This is a genomic window from Chromohalobacter moromii, from assembly GCF_023091865.1.
In the GTDB taxonomy this organism is placed as follows: domain Bacteria; phylum Pseudomonadota; class Gammaproteobacteria; order Pseudomonadales; family Halomonadaceae; genus Chromohalobacter; species Chromohalobacter moromii.
This window is the reverse complement of record NZ_JAHXDI010000001.1, coordinates 832,086-848,495: the sequence shown is the minus strand read 5'-3', so window position 1 is coordinate 848,495 and position 16,410 is coordinate 832,086. Positions and strand designations below refer to the sequence as shown.

Annotated in this window: 14 protein-coding genes; 2 read left to right on the top strand and 12 right to left on the bottom strand. The window is 61.2% G+C overall.

Annotated features, from left to right (window positions below):
* Positions 1 to 139: 139 nt before the first annotated feature.
* From hflC to KZO83_RS03760, 9 genes are all read right to left on the bottom strand, one after another.
* Complete coding sequence (gene hflC, locus KZO83_RS03800) at positions 140 to 1,033, bottom strand: protease modulator HflC (protein WP_247619805.1); 894 nt, start codon at positions 1,031 to 1,033, stop codon at positions 140 to 142.
* Between the two features lie 2 nt (positions 1,034 to 1,035).
* Positions 1,036 to 2,400 (bottom strand): FtsH protease activity modulator HflK, encoded by a 1,365-nt coding sequence (hflK, locus tag KZO83_RS03795; protein WP_247619804.1) that lies wholly within the window; start codon positions 2,398 to 2,400, stop codon positions 1,036 to 1,038.
* A gap of 61 nt (positions 2,401 to 2,461) precedes the next feature.
* A complete protein-coding gene (gene hflX / locus KZO83_RS03790; RefSeq protein ID WP_178999479.1) occupies positions 2,462 to 3,781 on the bottom strand; it encodes a ribosome rescue GTPase HflX in 1,320 nt (439 codons plus the stop codon).
* A gap of 14 nt (positions 3,782 to 3,795) precedes the next feature.
* Entirely contained in the window at positions 3,796 to 4,047 is a 252-nt protein-coding gene (gene hfq / locus KZO83_RS03785; RefSeq protein WP_040243993.1) for an RNA chaperone Hfq, read from the bottom strand.
* Positions 4,048 to 4,171: 124 nt separating this feature from the next.
* Positions 4,172 to 5,110 carry a tRNA (adenosine(37)-N6)-dimethylallyltransferase MiaA gene (miaA, locus tag KZO83_RS03780; RefSeq protein ID WP_178999478.1) on the bottom strand — a complete coding sequence of 313 codons (939 nt, stop codon included), beginning with the start codon at positions 5,108 to 5,110 and terminating at the stop codon, positions 4,172 to 4,174.
* Between the two features lie 31 nt (positions 5,111 to 5,141).
* Positions 5,142 to 7,073 carry a DNA mismatch repair endonuclease MutL gene (mutL, locus tag KZO83_RS03775; protein ID WP_247620177.1) on the bottom strand — a complete coding sequence of 644 codons (1,932 nt, stop codon included), beginning with the start codon at positions 7,071 to 7,073 and terminating at the stop codon, positions 5,142 to 5,144.
* A gap of 45 nt (positions 7,074 to 7,118) precedes the next feature.
* Positions 7,119 to 8,537 (bottom strand): N-acetylmuramoyl-L-alanine amidase, encoded by a 1,419-nt coding sequence (locus tag KZO83_RS03770; RefSeq protein WP_418904300.1) that lies wholly within the window; start codon positions 8,535 to 8,537, stop codon positions 7,119 to 7,121.
* Positions 8,538 to 8,614: 77 nt separating this feature from the next.
* Complete coding sequence (tsaE, locus tag KZO83_RS03765) at positions 8,615 to 9,094, bottom strand: tRNA (adenosine(37)-N6)-threonylcarbamoyltransferase complex ATPase subunit type 1 TsaE (RefSeq protein ID WP_247619803.1); 480 nt, start codon at positions 9,092 to 9,094, stop codon at positions 8,615 to 8,617.
* Between the two features lie 18 nt (positions 9,095 to 9,112).
* Positions 9,113 to 10,621 (bottom strand): NAD(P)H-hydrate dehydratase, encoded by a 1,509-nt coding sequence (locus KZO83_RS03760; RefSeq protein WP_247619802.1) that lies wholly within the window; start codon positions 10,619 to 10,621, stop codon positions 9,113 to 9,115.
* Positions 10,622 to 10,715: 94 nt separating this feature from the next.
* Between KZO83_RS03760 and queG the strand changes: the two genes are divergently transcribed.
* A complete protein-coding gene (gene queG, locus KZO83_RS03755; RefSeq protein WP_247619801.1) occupies positions 10,716 to 11,816 on the top strand; it encodes a tRNA epoxyqueuosine(34) reductase QueG in 1,101 nt (366 codons plus the stop codon).
* Between the two features lie 24 nt (positions 11,817 to 11,840).
* On the opposite strand, the gene orn is transcribed toward queG, so the two are convergent.
* Positions 11,841 to 12,404 (bottom strand): oligoribonuclease, encoded by a 564-nt coding sequence (gene orn, locus KZO83_RS03750; protein WP_178999474.1) that lies wholly within the window; start codon positions 12,402 to 12,404, stop codon positions 11,841 to 11,843.
* 86 nt (positions 12,405 to 12,490) lie between these two features.
* Here orn and rsgA point away from each other — a divergent pair, with 86 nt between their 5' ends.
* Positions 12,491 to 13,522 carry a small ribosomal subunit biogenesis GTPase RsgA gene (gene rsgA, locus KZO83_RS03745; RefSeq protein ID WP_247619800.1) on the top strand — a complete coding sequence of 344 codons (1,032 nt, stop codon included), beginning with the start codon at positions 12,491 to 12,493 and terminating at the stop codon, positions 13,520 to 13,522.
* 91 nt (positions 13,523 to 13,613) lie between these two features.
* Here rsgA and KZO83_RS03740 read toward each other — a convergent pair whose 3' ends face one another.
* Positions 13,614 to 14,804: an O-succinylhomoserine sulfhydrylase gene (locus KZO83_RS03740; protein WP_247619799.1), complete on the bottom strand. Its 1,191-nt coding sequence runs from the start codon at positions 14,802 to 14,804 to the stop codon at positions 13,614 to 13,616.
* An 11-nt stretch (positions 14,805 to 14,815) separates the two neighbouring features.
* A complete protein-coding gene (gene purF, locus KZO83_RS03735) occupies positions 14,816 to 16,336 on the bottom strand; it encodes an amidophosphoribosyltransferase (RefSeq protein WP_178999471.1) in 1,521 nt (506 codons plus the stop codon).
* Positions 16,337 to 16,410 lie beyond the last annotated feature (74 nt).

The window sequence follows — 16,410 nt, the reverse complement described above, 5'->3', positions numbered from 1 at the left end:
GTAGAGGCATCCAGATCCGCTGACAGGCCACAAAAAAACCGGGCGACGCCCGGTGTCAAGAGTCTACCACGTTTGGCCTCCGGATGTACCCCGGACGGATGTACCCCGGACGGACGGACCCCGGAGGCCAGGTCGTGACTTATTCGTCGTTGCTGCTTGCCTCGCCGTTCGGCGACCGGAAATAACGGAAGAACTCGCTATCCGGGCTCAACAACAACATATCGTCGCCCTTGTCGAAGCTATTCCGATATGCCTGCAGGGAACGATAGAAATCAAAGAAGTCTTCATCCTGCTTATAAGCATTGGCGTAGATCTCCGCAGCCTTGGCATCGCCTTCACCACGCAGCGTCTCGGCCTTCTTGCGGGCGTTAGCCAGTGTCACCTGACGCTCACGATCGGCGCGGGCGCGAATACGCTCGGCCTGCTCCTGCCCCTGGGCGCGATACTGACGCGCTTCGGCATTACGCTCGGTGCGCATACGCTCGAAAACCGCCTGCTGGACTTCCTGAGGCAGTTCGACACGCTTGAGGCGAATATCCAATATCGAGACACCCACTTCCTCACGCAGTCGTTTATCCAACTGCTTCTGCGGCTCCTCGAGCATCTCATTGCGTTCTTCGCTGATGATCTTGTCCACTTCGCGGCTACCGAAAGCGTTACGCAAGCTTTCATCGACGCGCGGCGCAATGAGGCCCTCGGCGCGCGAGACCTCACCTCGTGTGGCCTGATAGAACAGGCTGGGATCGACGACCTGCCACTTGACGTAGGAGTCGACGATCAAGGCATTGCGACGCGCTGTCAGAAAGCGACTTTCGGTGCTTTCCAGCATCTGCACACGCGCATCGAAGAAGCGCACGGTGTTGAGCACCGGCCATTTCACATGCAAGCCAGGTTCGATATCGGCCTGCACTACCTCACCGAAGCGTAACTTGATGGCCCGCTGCTTCTCCGTCACCACATACAGGCTGGAACTGGCGATCCAGGCCCCTACGGCCAGCAATGCGACGATACCCAAGGCACGATTGTTGACCATGATTAACGACCCTCCCGCGAAATTCCGCTCGACTGGCGCTGACCACTGCTGTTGTCGCTACCAGAAAGTGGTTCGTTTTGAACCTGCTGGGAGACCGACTCAAGTTGACGTATATCTTGCGAGTCAGCATCGCTACCGCTGCCGGCGCGAGGCTTACCTAGCTGATCGAGCGGTAGATAAATCATCGAGTTGTTCTGAGAGCCAACATCGATCAATGCCTTGCGGTTGTTACCCAATACCTCGCTCACTGTATCCAGATAGAGACGTTGGCGTGTCACGTCCGGCGCCTGCTGGTATTCGTCCAGTACGGCCAGGAAGCGGTTGGTTTGGCCTTCGGCATCCGAGACCACGGTATTACGATAACCGGTCGCTTCTTCGATAAAGCGCTGCGCTTCCCCTTCAGTGCGGGGCTGCAGGGCGTTCTCGTAGGCCCGTGCTTCGTTGATCAAGCGCTGGCGGTCTTCACGTGAGCGAATCACATCGTCCACGGCATCTTGAACCTGTTCCGGCGCCTGAGTGCTCTCCAGATTGACGGTCTGCAAACGCAACCCTAGCCCATAGGCATCCAGAGACTCCTGGAGCCGTTTGGCGACCTCGGGACCAAGCTCCTCACGGCCACTGAGCAACGAATCCGGGACCGGCGGCGTCATGGTGACCACCGGCAATTCGCTGGGATCTTCCACGGTTTCCGGCATATCCGGCACCTTACCGCCTTCATCGATCTGCTTGACTTCTTCGACCTCGGTTGTACTGGTCAGCACATTCTGCATGCCACTCGCACCGACGACATGGCGTAACGTGGAATCGAGTGCGTTACGCAGACTCTGCTCGGGATCACGTACGTTAAGCACATAATCGCGAGGATTGGCGACCTGATACTGAGCAGAGAGACGCACCGTCACGATGTTGGTATCGCTCGTCAGCATGGAGGCGTCCTGCCGGAACGAACGCACCTCAGTAACATTCACCCTCGTCACTTGATCGACGAAGGTCGGGCTCCAATGCAGACCGGGACTCACCGTATCGTGATACTTGCCGAAGCGCAGCACCACACCGCGTTCAGACTGATCGACCACGTAGAACCCAGACCCGGCCCAGATGACCAATGCGATGATCACTAGCACGCCCGGCAGTATGAAGGGGTTCCCCTTGCCGCCCGAGCCGCCGCCGTTGCCATCGCTTCCACGCTTACCGCGCTTCCCCATCAAGCGACTAAGCTTGTCCTGAAACTTCTTCAGCGCCTCGTCGAGATCCGGCGGGCCTTGGTTGTTTCCACCATTCCCCCCACCGTTACCGCTTCCGCGACGACCACCGCCGCCGCTCCACGGGTCCTGCTGATTTCCACCACCAGGCTCGTTCCAAGCCATACGTTTTCTCCACTGCATTGATTGCGATGCATCTCGCCAGGGACGCCAGTGACGGGCACTGTCAGTGGCGCTCCCACTCCGGGCGATCGAGGGCTCCCGGCGGCAAATAGTGTGCTGCGTTTTCGCCGAGACGGGCCATCAACTGAAAGAAATCGCGCCTAGGCAGACGGATATCCAGCAGGATTCGGCCCTGCTCGTCAAATTGTTCTTGCTGCACGGCATTCAACGCATGCAGCGATGCCCGCAATCTTCCCTGTTCGGGCTCCAACGTCAAACTCGTCTCGAGCAGCTCTTCAGCCAACAGCTCGCCGAGTGCTTGATGCAACAATTCGAAGCCGCGTGCGTCACGCGCCGACAGCCACACGACCTGCGGACGCCCGTGTCCGTCACGCTCAAGACGTGGAGCGCTGTCCAATATGTCGATCTTGTTCATGACCAGCAGCCGTGGCACCTCGGCGGCGCCGATTTCCTCGAGTACCGCATCGACCTGTGCCACGTTGAAATCGCGATCCGGATCCGCGGCATCGATGACGTGCACCAACAACGATGCCTCGGTCGCTTCCTGCAAGGTGGCACGAAACGCCTCCACCAGCTTGTGCGGCAGATGGCGGATGAAGCCCACGGTATCAGCCATGACCACCGGCCCGACATCTTCCACGTCGATGCGACGCAGCGTCGGATCGAGCGTAGCGAACAGCTGATCGGCGGCGTACACGTCTGACTGGGTCAAGGCATTGAAAAGCGTCGACTTACCGGCATTGGTATAGCCCACCAGAGAAACGCTGGGGATCTCGGCACGCGCTCGCGCACGGCGATTCTGGTCGCGCTGGGTGCGGACCTTCTCCAAGCGCTTGTGAATCGCTTTGATACGCCCACCCAACAAGCGGCGGTCGGTTTCGAGCTGCGTTTCCCCCGGACCGCGCAAACCGATCCCGCCTTTCTGACGCTCCAGGTGGGTCCAGCCACGCACCAGGCGCGTCGACATGTACTCTAGTTGTGCCAGCTCGACCTGAAGCTTGCCTTCGTGCGTACGCGCGCGTTGCGCGAATATATCCAGTATCAACCCCGTGCGATCCAGAACACGGCTTTTCAGGGCGCGTTCCAGATTGCGCTCCTGCGAAGGCGACAAGGCATGGTTGAAAATGACGACTTCGGCGCCGTGAAGTTCGCGGATCTCGCGAATCTCCTCCAGCTTACCGCTGCCGATAAATGTCTTGGGATCGGGACGACGCCGACTGCCCTCGATGAGGGTCGCCGGCGTCACACCCGAGGAACGCACCAACTCCAGGAATTCTCCCGGGTCTTCACGTTCCTGTTCGTCGTGGAAATCCACATGGACGAGAATCGCCGTTTCACCGGCGTCGGGACGTTCGAAAAACAATCAGCGCCTCTCGATCAAACGTCTTCTTCCGCCGGGGCATTCGGATCCTGGACGGGAAGACGCACGTTGCGTGATGGCACGACAGTGGAAATGGCGTGCTTGTACACCATCTGGCTGACGGTATTGCGCAGCAGGATGACGAATTGATCGAAAGACTCGACCTGCCCCTGCAATTTAATACCGTTCACCAAAAAGATGGAGACCGGAATGCGCTCCTTGCGCAGAATGTTCAAGTATGGATCTTGAAGGGACTGTCCTTTGGACATTTTGCTCTCCCTAACTTCTCGCTGTGGTTTATGGTCGTTTTCGAAGGGTCACAGCCGCCATTCGCGTTGCCACCGCCATTCGCGGCGCTACTCGCCAAGCGTTGTCGTGACCGGTCATCTTACGCTAAGTGCCGCTTCCGCGCACGATTTTCAATACCTGCTCGTGCATATCGCTCGCCTCGCTATCGACCCACTGCACGCCTTGCCAATTGCGCAGCCAGGTCAACTGACGCTTGGCGAGTTGCCGCGTCGCTGCTATGCCTCGCTCGCGCATCGTGGCTTCATCGGTCTCACCATCCAGATGCTCCCACATCTGACGATAGCCGACACAGCGGATCGCGGGGAACCCACGATGCAAATCGCCACGCGCCCTGAGAGCGGCAACTTCCTCGCGGAAGCCGCCCGCCAACATGCTTTCGAAGCGCTGCGCGATACGTTCATGCAACACCCGGCGTTCAGTAGGCGCCAGCGCTATGGACACGAGGCGCCAAGGAAAGGTTTCACGGGGCTGTTCGGCCCAGAGTTCGCCTAGTGCCCGGCCAGTGAGGCGGTACACTTCCAGCGCCCGCAACAGGCGCTGCCGATTGTGTGGATGGATGGTTCTCGCGGCGATCGGATCGACCTGCGCGAGCTCTGCATGCAGCACCTCCAGCCCTTCGCGCTCGGCGCGCAGGGCCAACTCATCGCGCAGCGCAGGATCGCGGGCAGGCAATTCCGCCACCCCATCGATCAAACGCTTGATGTACATCATGGTGCCACCCACGAGTATAGGGATACGCCCCTGCGACGAGATGTCGCGCATCTCAGTCAGAGCGTCTTCGCGGAATTCAGCGGCAGAGTACGTTTCGGCCGGGTCTCGAATATCGATCAGACGATGTGGAGCCCGCGCCAACTCTTCCGCCGAAGGTTTCGCGGTACCGATGTCCATGCCGCGATAGATCATCGCCGAGTCGACGCTGATGAGCTCACCGCCCAGGCGCTCGCGCAGGGCGATGGCCGAATCGGTCTTGCCGGCCGCCGTCGGGCCCATCAAGAGGATGGCCAGTGGCCGCGTATCGTTCATCGAAAATCCTGAAAACGGTCAATGACCAGCCTTACTGGCCACGAAGAAACAGCTTATCCAGCTCGTGCATCGACATCTCGGTCCAGGTTGGCCGCCCGTGATTGCACTGCCCACTGCGCTCGGTACGCTCCATGTCGCGCAGCAAGGCATTCATTTCAGGCACTGTCAGCCGGCGATTGGCCCGCACGCTGCCATGGCACGACATACTGGCAAGCAATTCATTGATATGCGCTTCGACTCTGTCCGACCGCCCGAAGCGCTCAAGATCGCCCAGCATGCCATGAATCAGCGATTCAACATCGGCATTGTCGAGCAGCACTGGCACTCGGCGTACGAGGAGTGTTTCCGGGCCGGCGACATCCAGCTCGACCCCCAGACGCTCGAAAGTCTCGTGTTCGCGTTCGGCGGTTTCTACCTCGCGCGTACTGACCGCCAGCGACATCGGCACCAGCAGCGGCTGTGTCTGCAACCGTCCCAGAGCCTGCCCGTCGCCATGTACTTGCTGCTTCATGCGCTCGTAAGTAATGCGCTCATGCGCAGCATGCATGTCGACCACGACCAGCCCGCGGGCGGTCTGCGAGAGAATATAGACACCATGCAACTGCGCCACCGCATAGCCTAGTGGCGGCGCTTGGGTCGCATCGGCCTCGGGCATCGCATGCGCCTGGACGTCGGGCGTATGTGTCGCCGGCGCCTCGGGCTCGTTGCGTTGCGGCTGCGGCGTCAAAAGCTGTTCTTCATGCTCGGGATGCAGTGCCTGGTAACCGGCCATGAACTCGCGCACACGATGGGCCGCGGGGCGCTCCTGATCGGCGCCCAGCGCCATGCCTTGTTGCTGCCAGCGCGGTTGCGCATCGACAGCCGCCGCTGATGCTCCCGATGCCGGCGTTTCATCACCAGCACTACCAGCGCTCGCGGTCACCGCGTCTGACGAAGAGGCCTCGTTGGGGCGGACATCGGCCAGCGCACGGTGCAGGCTCGAGAAAAGGAAGTCGTGCACCAGACGTCCATCGCGAAAGCGGACTTCATGCTTGGTGGGGTGCACGTTGACATCGACCACGTGCGGATCGAGTTCCAGATAGAGCACAAAAACCGGGTGGCGACCGTGAAACAGTACATCACGGTAGGCTTGACGTACGGCATGCGCGACCAGGCGGTCACGCACGACACGGCCATTGACGAAGAAGTACTGCTGGTCCGCCTGCGCTCGGGAATGGGTCGGCAACCCGACCCAGCCCCACAGGCGTAAACCGGTCGCTTCGATATCCACATGCAGGGCATTCTCGAGGAAATTGCGACCCAGCAACGCCCCAACACGTCGTTCCATCGCCGCCGGCTCATCACCCGCGCGTAGTTGGTGCACGACCTTCTGATTGTGCCGCAGCACCCAGGCGATGTCGTAGCGCGACAGCACCAGCCGCCGAAACGTCTCTTCGACATGGCCGAACTCGGTCTTCTCGGTACGCAGGAACTTGCGGCGTGCAGGCGTATTGAAGAACAGGTCGCGCACCACGACCGAGCTGCCACGCGGATGTGGCGCGGGGCTCACACGAGGCTCCATCTGACGCCCTTCGGCGACCACACGCCAGCCTTCGCTTGGTTCATCCTGCGTATTGGACACCAGTTCGAGCCGCGAGACCGAACTGATCGAGGCCAGCGCCTCACCGCGAAAACCGAGACTATCCACGCCTTCGAGGTCGTCCAACGAGGCGATCTTGCTGGTGGCATGCCGCGATAGTGCCAGCGGCAGATCGTCCTCGGCGATGCCACGCCCATCGTCACGCACACGAATCAAGCGGGCACCACCCGCTTCGAGATCGATCTCGATACGCTGACTACCGGCATCGATGGCGTTTTCGGCCAACTCCTTCAATACCGAAGCCGGTCGCTCGACGACCTCGCCGGCCGCGATCTGGTTGGCGAGCCGGGGATCAAGAATATGAATGCGTCGGGATTCAGTCATAACCGCCATTGTGCCTCGCGCATAGGGCTAACGTCATGTCCATGCTCACGAATGAGGGATCTTCAGCACCTGGCCCACGCGCAGAATATCGCCGCTAAGATCGTTGGCCTGCTTGAGAGCCAGCATCGTCACATCATGACGCGCTGCCACCTGAGACAAGGTATCGCCCTTTTGCACACGATATTCGTCGGGCTCCTCGCCACGTCCTTGGTCACGTTGCCAGGCCAACAGACTGCTAGGCGGTGGATGGCGGCGAAAATGCGCGATGATGCCATCACCGATGGCGTCCGCAATCTTCTCTTGAAACGCCGACGAGCGCAGTCTCTTTTCTTCGCCGGGATTGGAGATAAACCCGGTTTCGACCAGCAACGATGGGATATCCGGCGACTTGAGCACCACAAAACCCGCCTGTTCGACCTGCGAGCGGTGTAGACGGTTGATACGCCCCAATTTATCGAGAACTTGACCGCCGGTGCTTAGCGACTCATTCATCGTCGCGGTCATGGTCAAATCGAGCAGGACACCGCGCAGCACCTCATCCTTGTCGGACAGATCGAGTCGTCCGTCGACACCACCGATCAGGTCGGAGCGGTTTTCCGTCTCGGCCAGCCAACGCGCACTTTCCGAGGTAGCCCCGTTCTTGGACAGTGCATAGACAGAACTCCCACTAGGACCACGACTCTTGACCGCATCAGCATGCACCGAGACGAAGAAGTCGGCTTTCTGCTCACGTGCAAGCAACGTTCTTTTGCGTAGACCCACGTAGTAATCGCTATCTCGCGTCAGGAAGGCCTTGAAGCCCGGGGTGGCACTAATGTGTGCCTTGACCTTGCGTGCAATGGCCAATACCACGTCCTTTTCATACGTACCGCTAGGTCCGATCGCTCCCGGGTCTTCGCCCCCGTGGCCGGGGTCGACGGCAACGATGATATCGCGCTTGGGGTGGGGTTTCGCCTGGCTGTCGCGCTTGGCCAACGCCGCGCTTGGCGACGCCCCTTCAGCCTCGGCCTGCCTCAGTTCCCGCTCGGCATCCATTTCCTGATCGCGGATCATAGCCGCGATGGGATCGACGGGCTCGTCCAGCGCCCCCTCGCCCGGGTAGTCGAGATCGACCACGAGACGGTAGCCGTACTGATCGGTGGGCGGTAACAAAAAGTGGTGAGGCTCTATCTTGCGATTGAGATCGAAGACCACACGCAAGTCATCGCCATTGCGCCTCCCCGTGCGCAACGCATCTATCGCACTGTCTTCCGGATCAACCTCGTCCGGGTCGAAGGCTAGTTGCGTATCCTTCAAATCGACGACCAGTCGGCGCGGGTCGTCGAGCTTGAACACGGAACTGTCCACCTCGTCGGACAAATCGAAGACCACGCGCACATGATCGGGCGCCGCCCAAAGACGGATATTGTCGACGTCAACGTCGGCGGCCTGCGCAGGTGCCACATGACATATCGCAAGCACCATCAGCACGAACAAGCTGATGAAATGCCGGACGGCATTCGAGTGGCATCGCGTCTGCCAGGGCTTTTCATGAAACGGCATCAAGCGTCGTTTTCCTTGTCCTGACGAGTGGCGTGCAGTGCAGTGATCACGGCCTGGCCGTGCGGGCTGAGTCCTTCGAGCGTAACGTGGCGGCCCTCACCTTCCAGGGCCAGATGCACCACGAGATCAGCCTTGGGCAACCATCCAGCACCTCGGGAAGGCCATTCGATGAGGCTCAAACCGTCATCACCGAGCATATCGCGTGCGCCCATGAACTCGAGTTCTTCGGGATCGCCCAATCGGTAGAGGTCGAAATGATAGAGGCAACGCCCGTCCAGCATGTATGGCTCCACCAACGTATAAGTGGGACTCTTGACGGCTCCCTCGTGGCCATAAGCCTGCAAGATGCCGCGCGTCAGCGTGGTCTTGCCGGCACCCAGCTCACCTTCCAGGTGGACTTGGCCGTGGCCATTCAGGGCATGCCCTAGCGCTTCACCGAAAGCGACATGGGCGGCTTCGTTGGGCAGAAAGCGTTGCATCTATCGTGGCATCTCGCGTTATCGCATGGCATCAAAGCGGCGTGGGTTGGCAATCGCGCGCGCATAGGATGCCAGATCCGTGGCGACCAGACCACGCTCGCCCCCGTCTTGCGCCGCCGCATCACCGGCCAGGGCATGCAGTAGAACGCCATGCCGCGCCGCTTCGCCCGGCGTTTGGCCTTGGGCCAACAACGCCCCGACGATCCCGGAGAGTACATCGCCCATTCCGCCGCTCGCCATGCCGGGATTGCCGTACGGACACACGCTGACGCCGTCCGCGTCAGCGACCAAGGTGCCCGCTCCCTTGAGCACCACACTCCCCCCATAGCGCTCATGCAACGCCAATGCCGCCGCGCGTCGGTCGGCCTGAATCTCGGCGCCGGAGACACCTAGCAAACGCGCGGCTTCACCGGGATGCGGGGTCAGCACCCAATCCTCGCGGCGGTTGGACGCGTCTTCGGACAGCCAGTTGAGCGCATCGGCGTCGAGAACGCTGGGCAACCCTGCGGCGAGCGCCGCTTGCCACAGGGCTTGCCCCCAGGCCTGGCGCCCAAGCCCCGGCCCGACCACCAAGGCATTGGCTTGATCGAACAGCGCGCGGATATCTTCGGCCTTTTCCACACCCCGCGCCATGACCTCCGGGCTGCGCACCAGGCTTGCCACGACATGCGCAGCATCAGTAGCCAAACTGACCTTCCCTGCGCCACTACGCAGCGCGGCTTCGCTGGCCATCAACGCCGCGCCTCCGAAACCGGGAGCGCCGCCGATCACCAACACATGCCCGAAGTCACCCTTGTGGCTCCCTCGTGACCGAGGTGGGAGCGCCTGTTGCAGCATGTCGGCCGCCTGCAGCTCGCCCAGTGGCACGAGATCCTCATGTCCTTGAGGCGTCACTCCAAGCGTCTCGACACGCAGCTCGCCGACATGGTCCACGCTGGCGCCAGTATGCAAGCCAAATTTATCGGCGATGAAAGTAACGGTCAGGCTGGCTTTTACCGCTCCCCCCCCGATACTGCCAGTCTGTGCCGAAAGCCCCGAGGGCATATCCACCGCCAACACCGGACGCGGCGTCGCATTGAGCGTCTCGATAGCACTGCGCATCGGTTCGCGCACTTGCCCCGTCGCGCCGGTGCCCAACAGCGCATCGATCACCACATCGCCGTTGATCACCGTCTCGGGGCGCCATTCGATGACATCCAGCCCCGCCTGCCAGGCCATTTCGTAAGCCCGCGCCGCGTCACCACTCAGCGTCGCGGGGTCGCGCAAGGCGATGAGCTGTACGTCAAGGCCATCGCCCGCCGCCAGTGCCGCCATCACATAGCCATCACCAGCGTTATTGCCACCGCCACACAAGATGCTCAAGCGATGCGCTTCCGGCCAGCGCGAGCGCAGGGCAGCATACGCCGCCTGCGCGGCGCGCTGCATCAATTCGAACCCGGCCACTCCCTCGGCCACGAGGCGTCGTTCCAGCGCCTGGATTTGATCAGCGCCATACAAGGGATGCGGTGCTCTGCATGTCGTTGTCATGAATTGCCTCCTGTCTCATGCTCGCTGGCGACAAGCATTTATTCCCCGCAACGATTGCGCTAGGGTGGCGTCCACGCTTCACGGGGCTCTCATCATGTCCTCATCCTCGCCCATCGATTACGCCGCACTGGCCGATCGCATCCATACGTGGGGGCGCGAACTCGGCTTCCAGCAGGTCGGTATCACCGACACCGATCTCGAAGCGCATGAGCGCTATCTCGAGCGTTGGCTGGCGGCCGGTTACCACGGCGAAATGCATTTCATGGCCAAACACGGCCACAAGCGCACGCGCCCCGAGGAACTCATACCTGGCACCTTGCGCGTCATCAGCGTGCGCATGGACTACCTGCCCCCCGAGGTGGAAACCACCAAAGTCCTCGGACAACCCGAGCGCGCCTATGTTTCACGCTATGCGCTGGGACGCGATTACCACAAGCTGATCCGCAAGCGCCTTGCCGCCCTGGCCAAGCGCATCGAGGACGAAGTTGGCGCTTACGGCTACCGTGCCTTCGTCGATTCGGCTCCGGTCATGGAGCGCGCCCTAGCGCAGAAAGCCGGCCTCGGCTGGTTCGGCAAGAATGCCATGCTGCTCAACCCCCAGGCCGGTTCGCTGTTCTTTCTCGGCGAGCTTTACACCGATCTGCCACTACCGGTGGACGCGCCATTCGAGAACGAGCACTGCGGGAAGTGCTCCAGCTGTCAGACGGCTTGCCCTACAGGCGCCATTGTCGATGACAAGGTCATCGACTCGCGGCGCTGCATCTCGTATTTGACCATCGAACTCGCCGGCTCGATCCCCGAAGAATACCGCAAGGCGATGGGTAATCGCGTATACGGCTGCGACGATTGCCAGTTGGTATGCCCTTTTACGCGCTTCACGCGTGCCTCGAAGGAAGAAGACTTCGCACCGCGCCACGACCTCGACCGGGCCTCGCTCATCCGCCTCTTCGCCTGGAGCGAAGAAGAGTTTCTGATGCGTACCGAAGGCAGCGCCATTCGCCGCATCGGCTACGAGCGCTGGCTGCGCAACCTGGCCGTGGGCCTAGGTAACGCTCCTTGGAGCGAACAAGTTGAAGGTGCCTTGCGCGCACGCCTGGCCTACCCTTCCGACTTGGTCCGCGAACACGTGCGCTGGGCGCTCGAGCAACAACGGCACAAGCGCGAGCAATTAATCGTCAGTCACGCCAGTGTCTAAGCCTTTTAAGGCGTGCTTGACCGGCTAGACGCGCAAAAATGTCTTGCGATAATGCGCCAGCTCCGCCAACGACTCGCGAATGTCGTCCAACGCCTGGTGCGTATTGCGTTTCTCGAAGCCCGCCAGGGCCTGCGGATTCCAGCGCTTGGCCAGTTCCTTGAGCGTCGAGACATCAAGATTGCGGTAGTGGAAGAATTCGGCCAGTTCGGGCATTTCCCGCAGCATGAAGCGACGATCCTGATGCACGCTATTGCCGCACATCGGTGAGCTGTTCGGCGTCACATACGTCTTGAGAAACGCCAGTGTCTGGCGCTCGGCCTCGGCGGTATCGATATCACTCTCGCGGACGCGCTGCGTCAGCCCCGAGGCGCCATGCGTGCGCGTGTTCCACTCGTCCATCTCCTCGAGCAGCGCATCCGGCTGATGCACCGCCAGCACCGGCCCTTCGGCAATAAGATTCAGGTCGCCATCGGTGATCAAAGTCGCGACCTCGATGATGCGCTCGCGGGTGGGGTCGAGCCCGGTCATTTCCAGGTCGATCCAGATCAGCAGGTCGTTACGCGGAGTTTGCGGAGTGTCACTTGCCATGGGGGTCTCCATCGGGGCGCCACCTAGGGACAAGGGGACGCAATGAACGCTACAATAACGGCCATTGTACCCTGTCCCGAGAGCGCATGAGCAAACGCAAACTCAGCCGCCAGCAACGTTGGCGAGTCGAAAAGATTCAGGCCCAGCGCGCCGAACGTGCCGAACGCCGCACCCAGCGCGACGACACCGCACTCGAGGCCGGCGATTACGGCCCCGAGCGTTTGGGACGTGTCACCGCGCATTTCGGACGCACGCTGGAGGTGGAGGCCGAAGATGAACACGGCGACCTTCAGCGCCACCGTTGCCATCTGCGCGCCAATCTCGAGGGCCTGGTCACTGGCGACGACGTGGTATGGCGTACGGCGAGCGACGGCAGTGGTGTGGTCGTGGCGCGCCAACCGCGCCGCAGTGTGCTCGAACGTCCCGACGCGCGCGGCCAGCTCAAGCCCGTGGCCGCCAATATCGCGCAGATTCTGATCGTCTTCGCCGTGGAGCCCGCACCGCACCCCAACCTCATTGACCGCTATCTCGTCGCAGCCGAGGCGACCGGCATCACGCCCGTGCTGGTGCTCAACAAGACCGACTTGCTACCCGATGAGGGCGGTGAGTTGCGCGATCTACTGGCACGTTATCGAGCCATCGGGTATCGCGTCGTCGCCGCCTCTACGCAGCAGGAAGGTGGACTCGATGCCCTGCATGCCTGCCTTACCGCGCGTACCTCGGTGTTCGTGGGTCAGAGCGGAGTGGGTAAGTCATCCTTGATCGACCGCCTGCTGCCCGATAGACAACTGCGGGTCGGCGCACTCTCGGTGGACTCGCGCAAGGGCACGCACACCACCACCACGGCCACGCTCTATCACCTGCCGGCGGGCGGTGAACTGATCGACTCGCCAGGCATACGCGAATTCGGCCTGGGGCATCTCGAGGAGCATGAGGTAGCGCACGGCTTCATCGAATTCCAACCGTATCTCGGCCATTGCAAGTTCCGCGATTGTCACCATCGCCAGGAACCGGGATGCGCCTTGCGTGAGGCCGTGGAACGCGGCGACATTCTCGCCTCACGGTTCAATAGCTACCGACACATCGTCGATAGCCTGGAACCCGACCGTTCTCCATGAAGAACGCCCCATGAAAAAACGCCTCGCCCCCAGGAGGGGCGAGGCGTCATTCGAACGACATGCCGAGCGCACCGACAGGCTGGGATACGACTCAACCAAGCGTGTCGAGCCCGCGACGGATATCGCGCTTGAGATCATCCAGCGCTTCCAACCCCACGGCGATGCGCACCAAGCCTTCACTGATCCCCGCGGCAGCCTTCTGCTCGTCGCTCAAGCGCGCATGCGTCGTCGTCGCCGGGTGCGTGACGGTGGTTTTCACATCCCCTAAGTTGCCGGTGATCGACATCAGGCGTGAATGATCGATTAGCGCCCAGGCGCCGTCGCGACCGCCCTTCACCTCCACACCCAGCACGGCGCCGAAGCCGCTTTGTTGTTGCTTAGCCAGTGCATGCTGCGGATGGCTTTCCAGGCCACTGTAATGCACACGGGCGATTTCCGGCTGCGTCTCCAGCCACTGCGCCAGGGCCAGAGTATTCTCGCAATGCGCCTTCATGCGCAGCCCCAGCGTTTCCAACCCCTTGAGGAAGATCCACGCATTGAAGGGGCTCATGCAGGGACCACAGGTGCGTACGACGCCCACCAGCTCCTTGAGCATCTCCTCGGGCCCCACTACGGCACCGCCGATGGCACGCCCCTGGCCGTCCAGATATTTGGTCGCCGAATGAATCACCAGATCGGCGCCCAAGTCGAGGGGACGCTGCAACGCTGGGGTCAAAAAGCAGTTGTCGATGGCGAGCCAAGCGTCATGGCGATGCGCCAAATCAGCCAAGGCGGTGATATCCACCACCTCGGAAAGCGGATTGGAGGGTGTCTCGGCAAACAGCAAGCGCGTCTTCGGAGTGATCGCGGCCTGCCAGGCGTCCAAATCGCCCAGTTCCACGTAGCGGGTCACGATGCCTAGCTTACCGAGATACTTGTCGAACAGGCTGACCGTGGAACCAAACAACGAACGCGAGGCGACGATTTCGTCACCGGCTTGCAGGAACGCCAGCGCCGTGGCGAGGATCGCCGCCATGCCCGAGCTGGTAGCCACGCACTGCTCGCCCCCCTCGAGCGCCGCCAGGCGTTGCTCGAAGGTGCGCACCGTGGGATTGGTGAAACGCGAATAGATGTTACCCGGCTCTTCGCCGGAGAACTTGCGTGCCGCCTCAGCGGCACTGCCATAGACGAAGCTCGACGTGGGGAAAATCGGCTCGCCATGTTCCTGTTCGTGCGTGCGGTCGTGGCCAGCACGAATCGCCAGCGTGTCGAGCGCGAAGGTGTCGTCATGATCGTCATGCATATTTCACCTCCTCAGTCTTCTTCTTCGACATCGTTATGCAGGTCGACCACAGCGTGCACTGAGTTCTCCTGGCGCTTGGCTACATCGTTACGCGCAGCCTCGAGATCGGCCAGATAAGCTGCATCGATATCACCGGTCACGTACTCACCATCGAAAACCGAGCAGTCGAACTCCTCGAGCGAGGGATTGACGTCGCGGCAGGCCGCTTTGAGGTCCTCGAGTTTCTGATAGACGATTCGATCGGCGCCTATGAGCTCACCGACTTCCTCTTCGCTACGCCCATGCGCGATCAATTCCGATGCCACCGGCATGTCGATGCCATATACATTGGGGTAACGCACCGGCGGCGCAGCGGAAGCGAAGTAGACCTTGCGCGCACCAGCCTCGCGAGCCATCTGGATAATCTGCTTACACGTGGTACCGCGCACGATGGAGTCGTCGACCAACAGCACGTTCTTGCCGGCGAACTCAACGTCGATGGCGTTGAGCTTCTGACGCACCGATTTCTTGCGCTGCGTCTGCCCCGGCATGATGAAGGTCCGCCCGATATAGCGATTCTTCATGAAGCCTTCGCGATACGTCACGCCCAGATGCTGCGCCATTTCCAGCGCCGAGGTCCGCGAGGTATCGGGGATCGGAATCACTACGTCGATGTCATGCTCAGGCCAGTCGCGCTGGATACGATCGCCCAGCTTGCGACCCATCTCCATGCGCGTACCGTAAACATAGGCGCCATCGAGGATCGAGTCGGGGCGCGCCAGGTAGACATGTTCGAAGATGCACGGCGTCAATTGCGGGCGGTCGGCACACTGCTGGGTATGCACCCGATTGCCCTCGGTCTCGATGAAGATCGCCTCACCGGGCGCCAGATCGCGACACAGCTCGAAGCCGCCGACATCCAGCGCCACCGACTCAGAGGCGATCATCACGTCCTGGCCATCGTCACTGTCGCGGGTGCCATAGACCACCGGGCGAATCCCATGCGGATCACGAAACGCGACCATGCCGAAGCCATTGATGAACGCAACCGCAGCATAACCGCCCTGACAGCGACGATGGACGCGACGTACGGCATCGAAGATGTCATCTGGCGAGAGGTCGTGCCCTTGCTTGCCCAGCTCGTGCGCGAACACATTGAGCAGGACCTCGGAATCGGAGCTGGTATTGATGTGGCGCAGATCGGAAAAGAACAACTCACGCTTGAGCTGTTCGGAATTGGTCAGATTGCCGTTGTGCGCCAGCGAGATCCCGTAAGGCGAGTTGACGTAGAACGGCTGCGATTCCGCTTCGCTCGATGAGCCGGCGGTCGGATAGCGAATATGCCCAATCCCCATGTTGCCGCGCAGACGCGTCATGTGGCGCGTATGAAACACGTCACGCACCAGGCCATTGCTCTTGCGCAGCAGGAAGCGTCCCTCATGCCATGTCATCATCCCGGCGGCATCCTGGCCACGGTGTTGGAGCACTGTCAGCGCGTCATACAGCGACTGATTGACCGCCTGGTTGGCCATGAGGCCCACGATACCGCACATTGTGCCTTTCCTCGCTTGCCTTGAGAGTAGCGAACGGCTGCGATGAATGCCGTTCGCGGTTAAAGCCTGTCACG

Coding starts and splice junctions, on each gene's coding strand:
- rsgA (WP_247619800.1), top strand. CDS start 12,491: ATGAGCAAACGCAAACTCAGCCGCCAGCAACGTTGGCGAGTCGAAAAG.
- miaA (WP_178999478.1), bottom strand. CDS start 5,110: ATGAACGATACGCGGCCACTGGCCATCCTCTTGATGGGCCCGACGGCG.
- KZO83_RS03760 (WP_247619802.1), bottom strand. CDS start 10,621: ATGACAACGACATGCAGAGCACCGCATCCCTTGTATGGCGCTGATCAA.
- purF (WP_178999471.1), bottom strand. CDS start 16,336: ATGTGCGGTATCGTGGGCCTCATGGCCAACCAGGCGGTCAATCAGTCG.
- tsaE (WP_247619803.1), bottom strand. CDS start 9,094: ATGCAACGCTTTCTGCCCAACGAAGCCGCCCATGTCGCTTTCGGTGAA.
- mutL (WP_247620177.1), bottom strand. CDS start 7,073: ATGACTGAATCCCGACGCATTCATATTCTTGATCCCCGGCTCGCCAAC.
- hflK (WP_247619804.1), bottom strand. CDS start 2,400: ATGGCTTGGAACGAGCCTGGTGGTGGAAATCAGCAGGACCCGTGGAGC.
- orn (WP_178999474.1), bottom strand. CDS start 12,404: ATGGCAAGTGACACTCCGCAAACTCCGCGTAACGACCTGCTGATCTGG.
- hfq (WP_040243993.1), bottom strand. CDS start 4,047: ATGTCCAAAGGACAGTCCCTTCAAGATCCATACTTGAACATTCTGCGC.
- hflC (WP_247619805.1), bottom strand. CDS start 1,033: ATGGTCAACAATCGTGCCTTGGGTATCGTCGCATTGCTGGCCGTAGGG.
- KZO83_RS03740 (WP_247619799.1), bottom strand. CDS start 14,804: ATGCATGACGATCATGACGACACCTTCGCGCTCGACACGCTGGCGATT.
- queG (WP_247619801.1), top strand. CDS start 10,716: ATGTCCTCATCCTCGCCCATCGATTACGCCGCACTGGCCGATCGCATC.
- KZO83_RS03770 (WP_418904300.1), bottom strand. CDS start 8,537: ATGGTGCTTGCGATATGTCATGTGGCACCTGCGCAGGCCGCCGACGTT.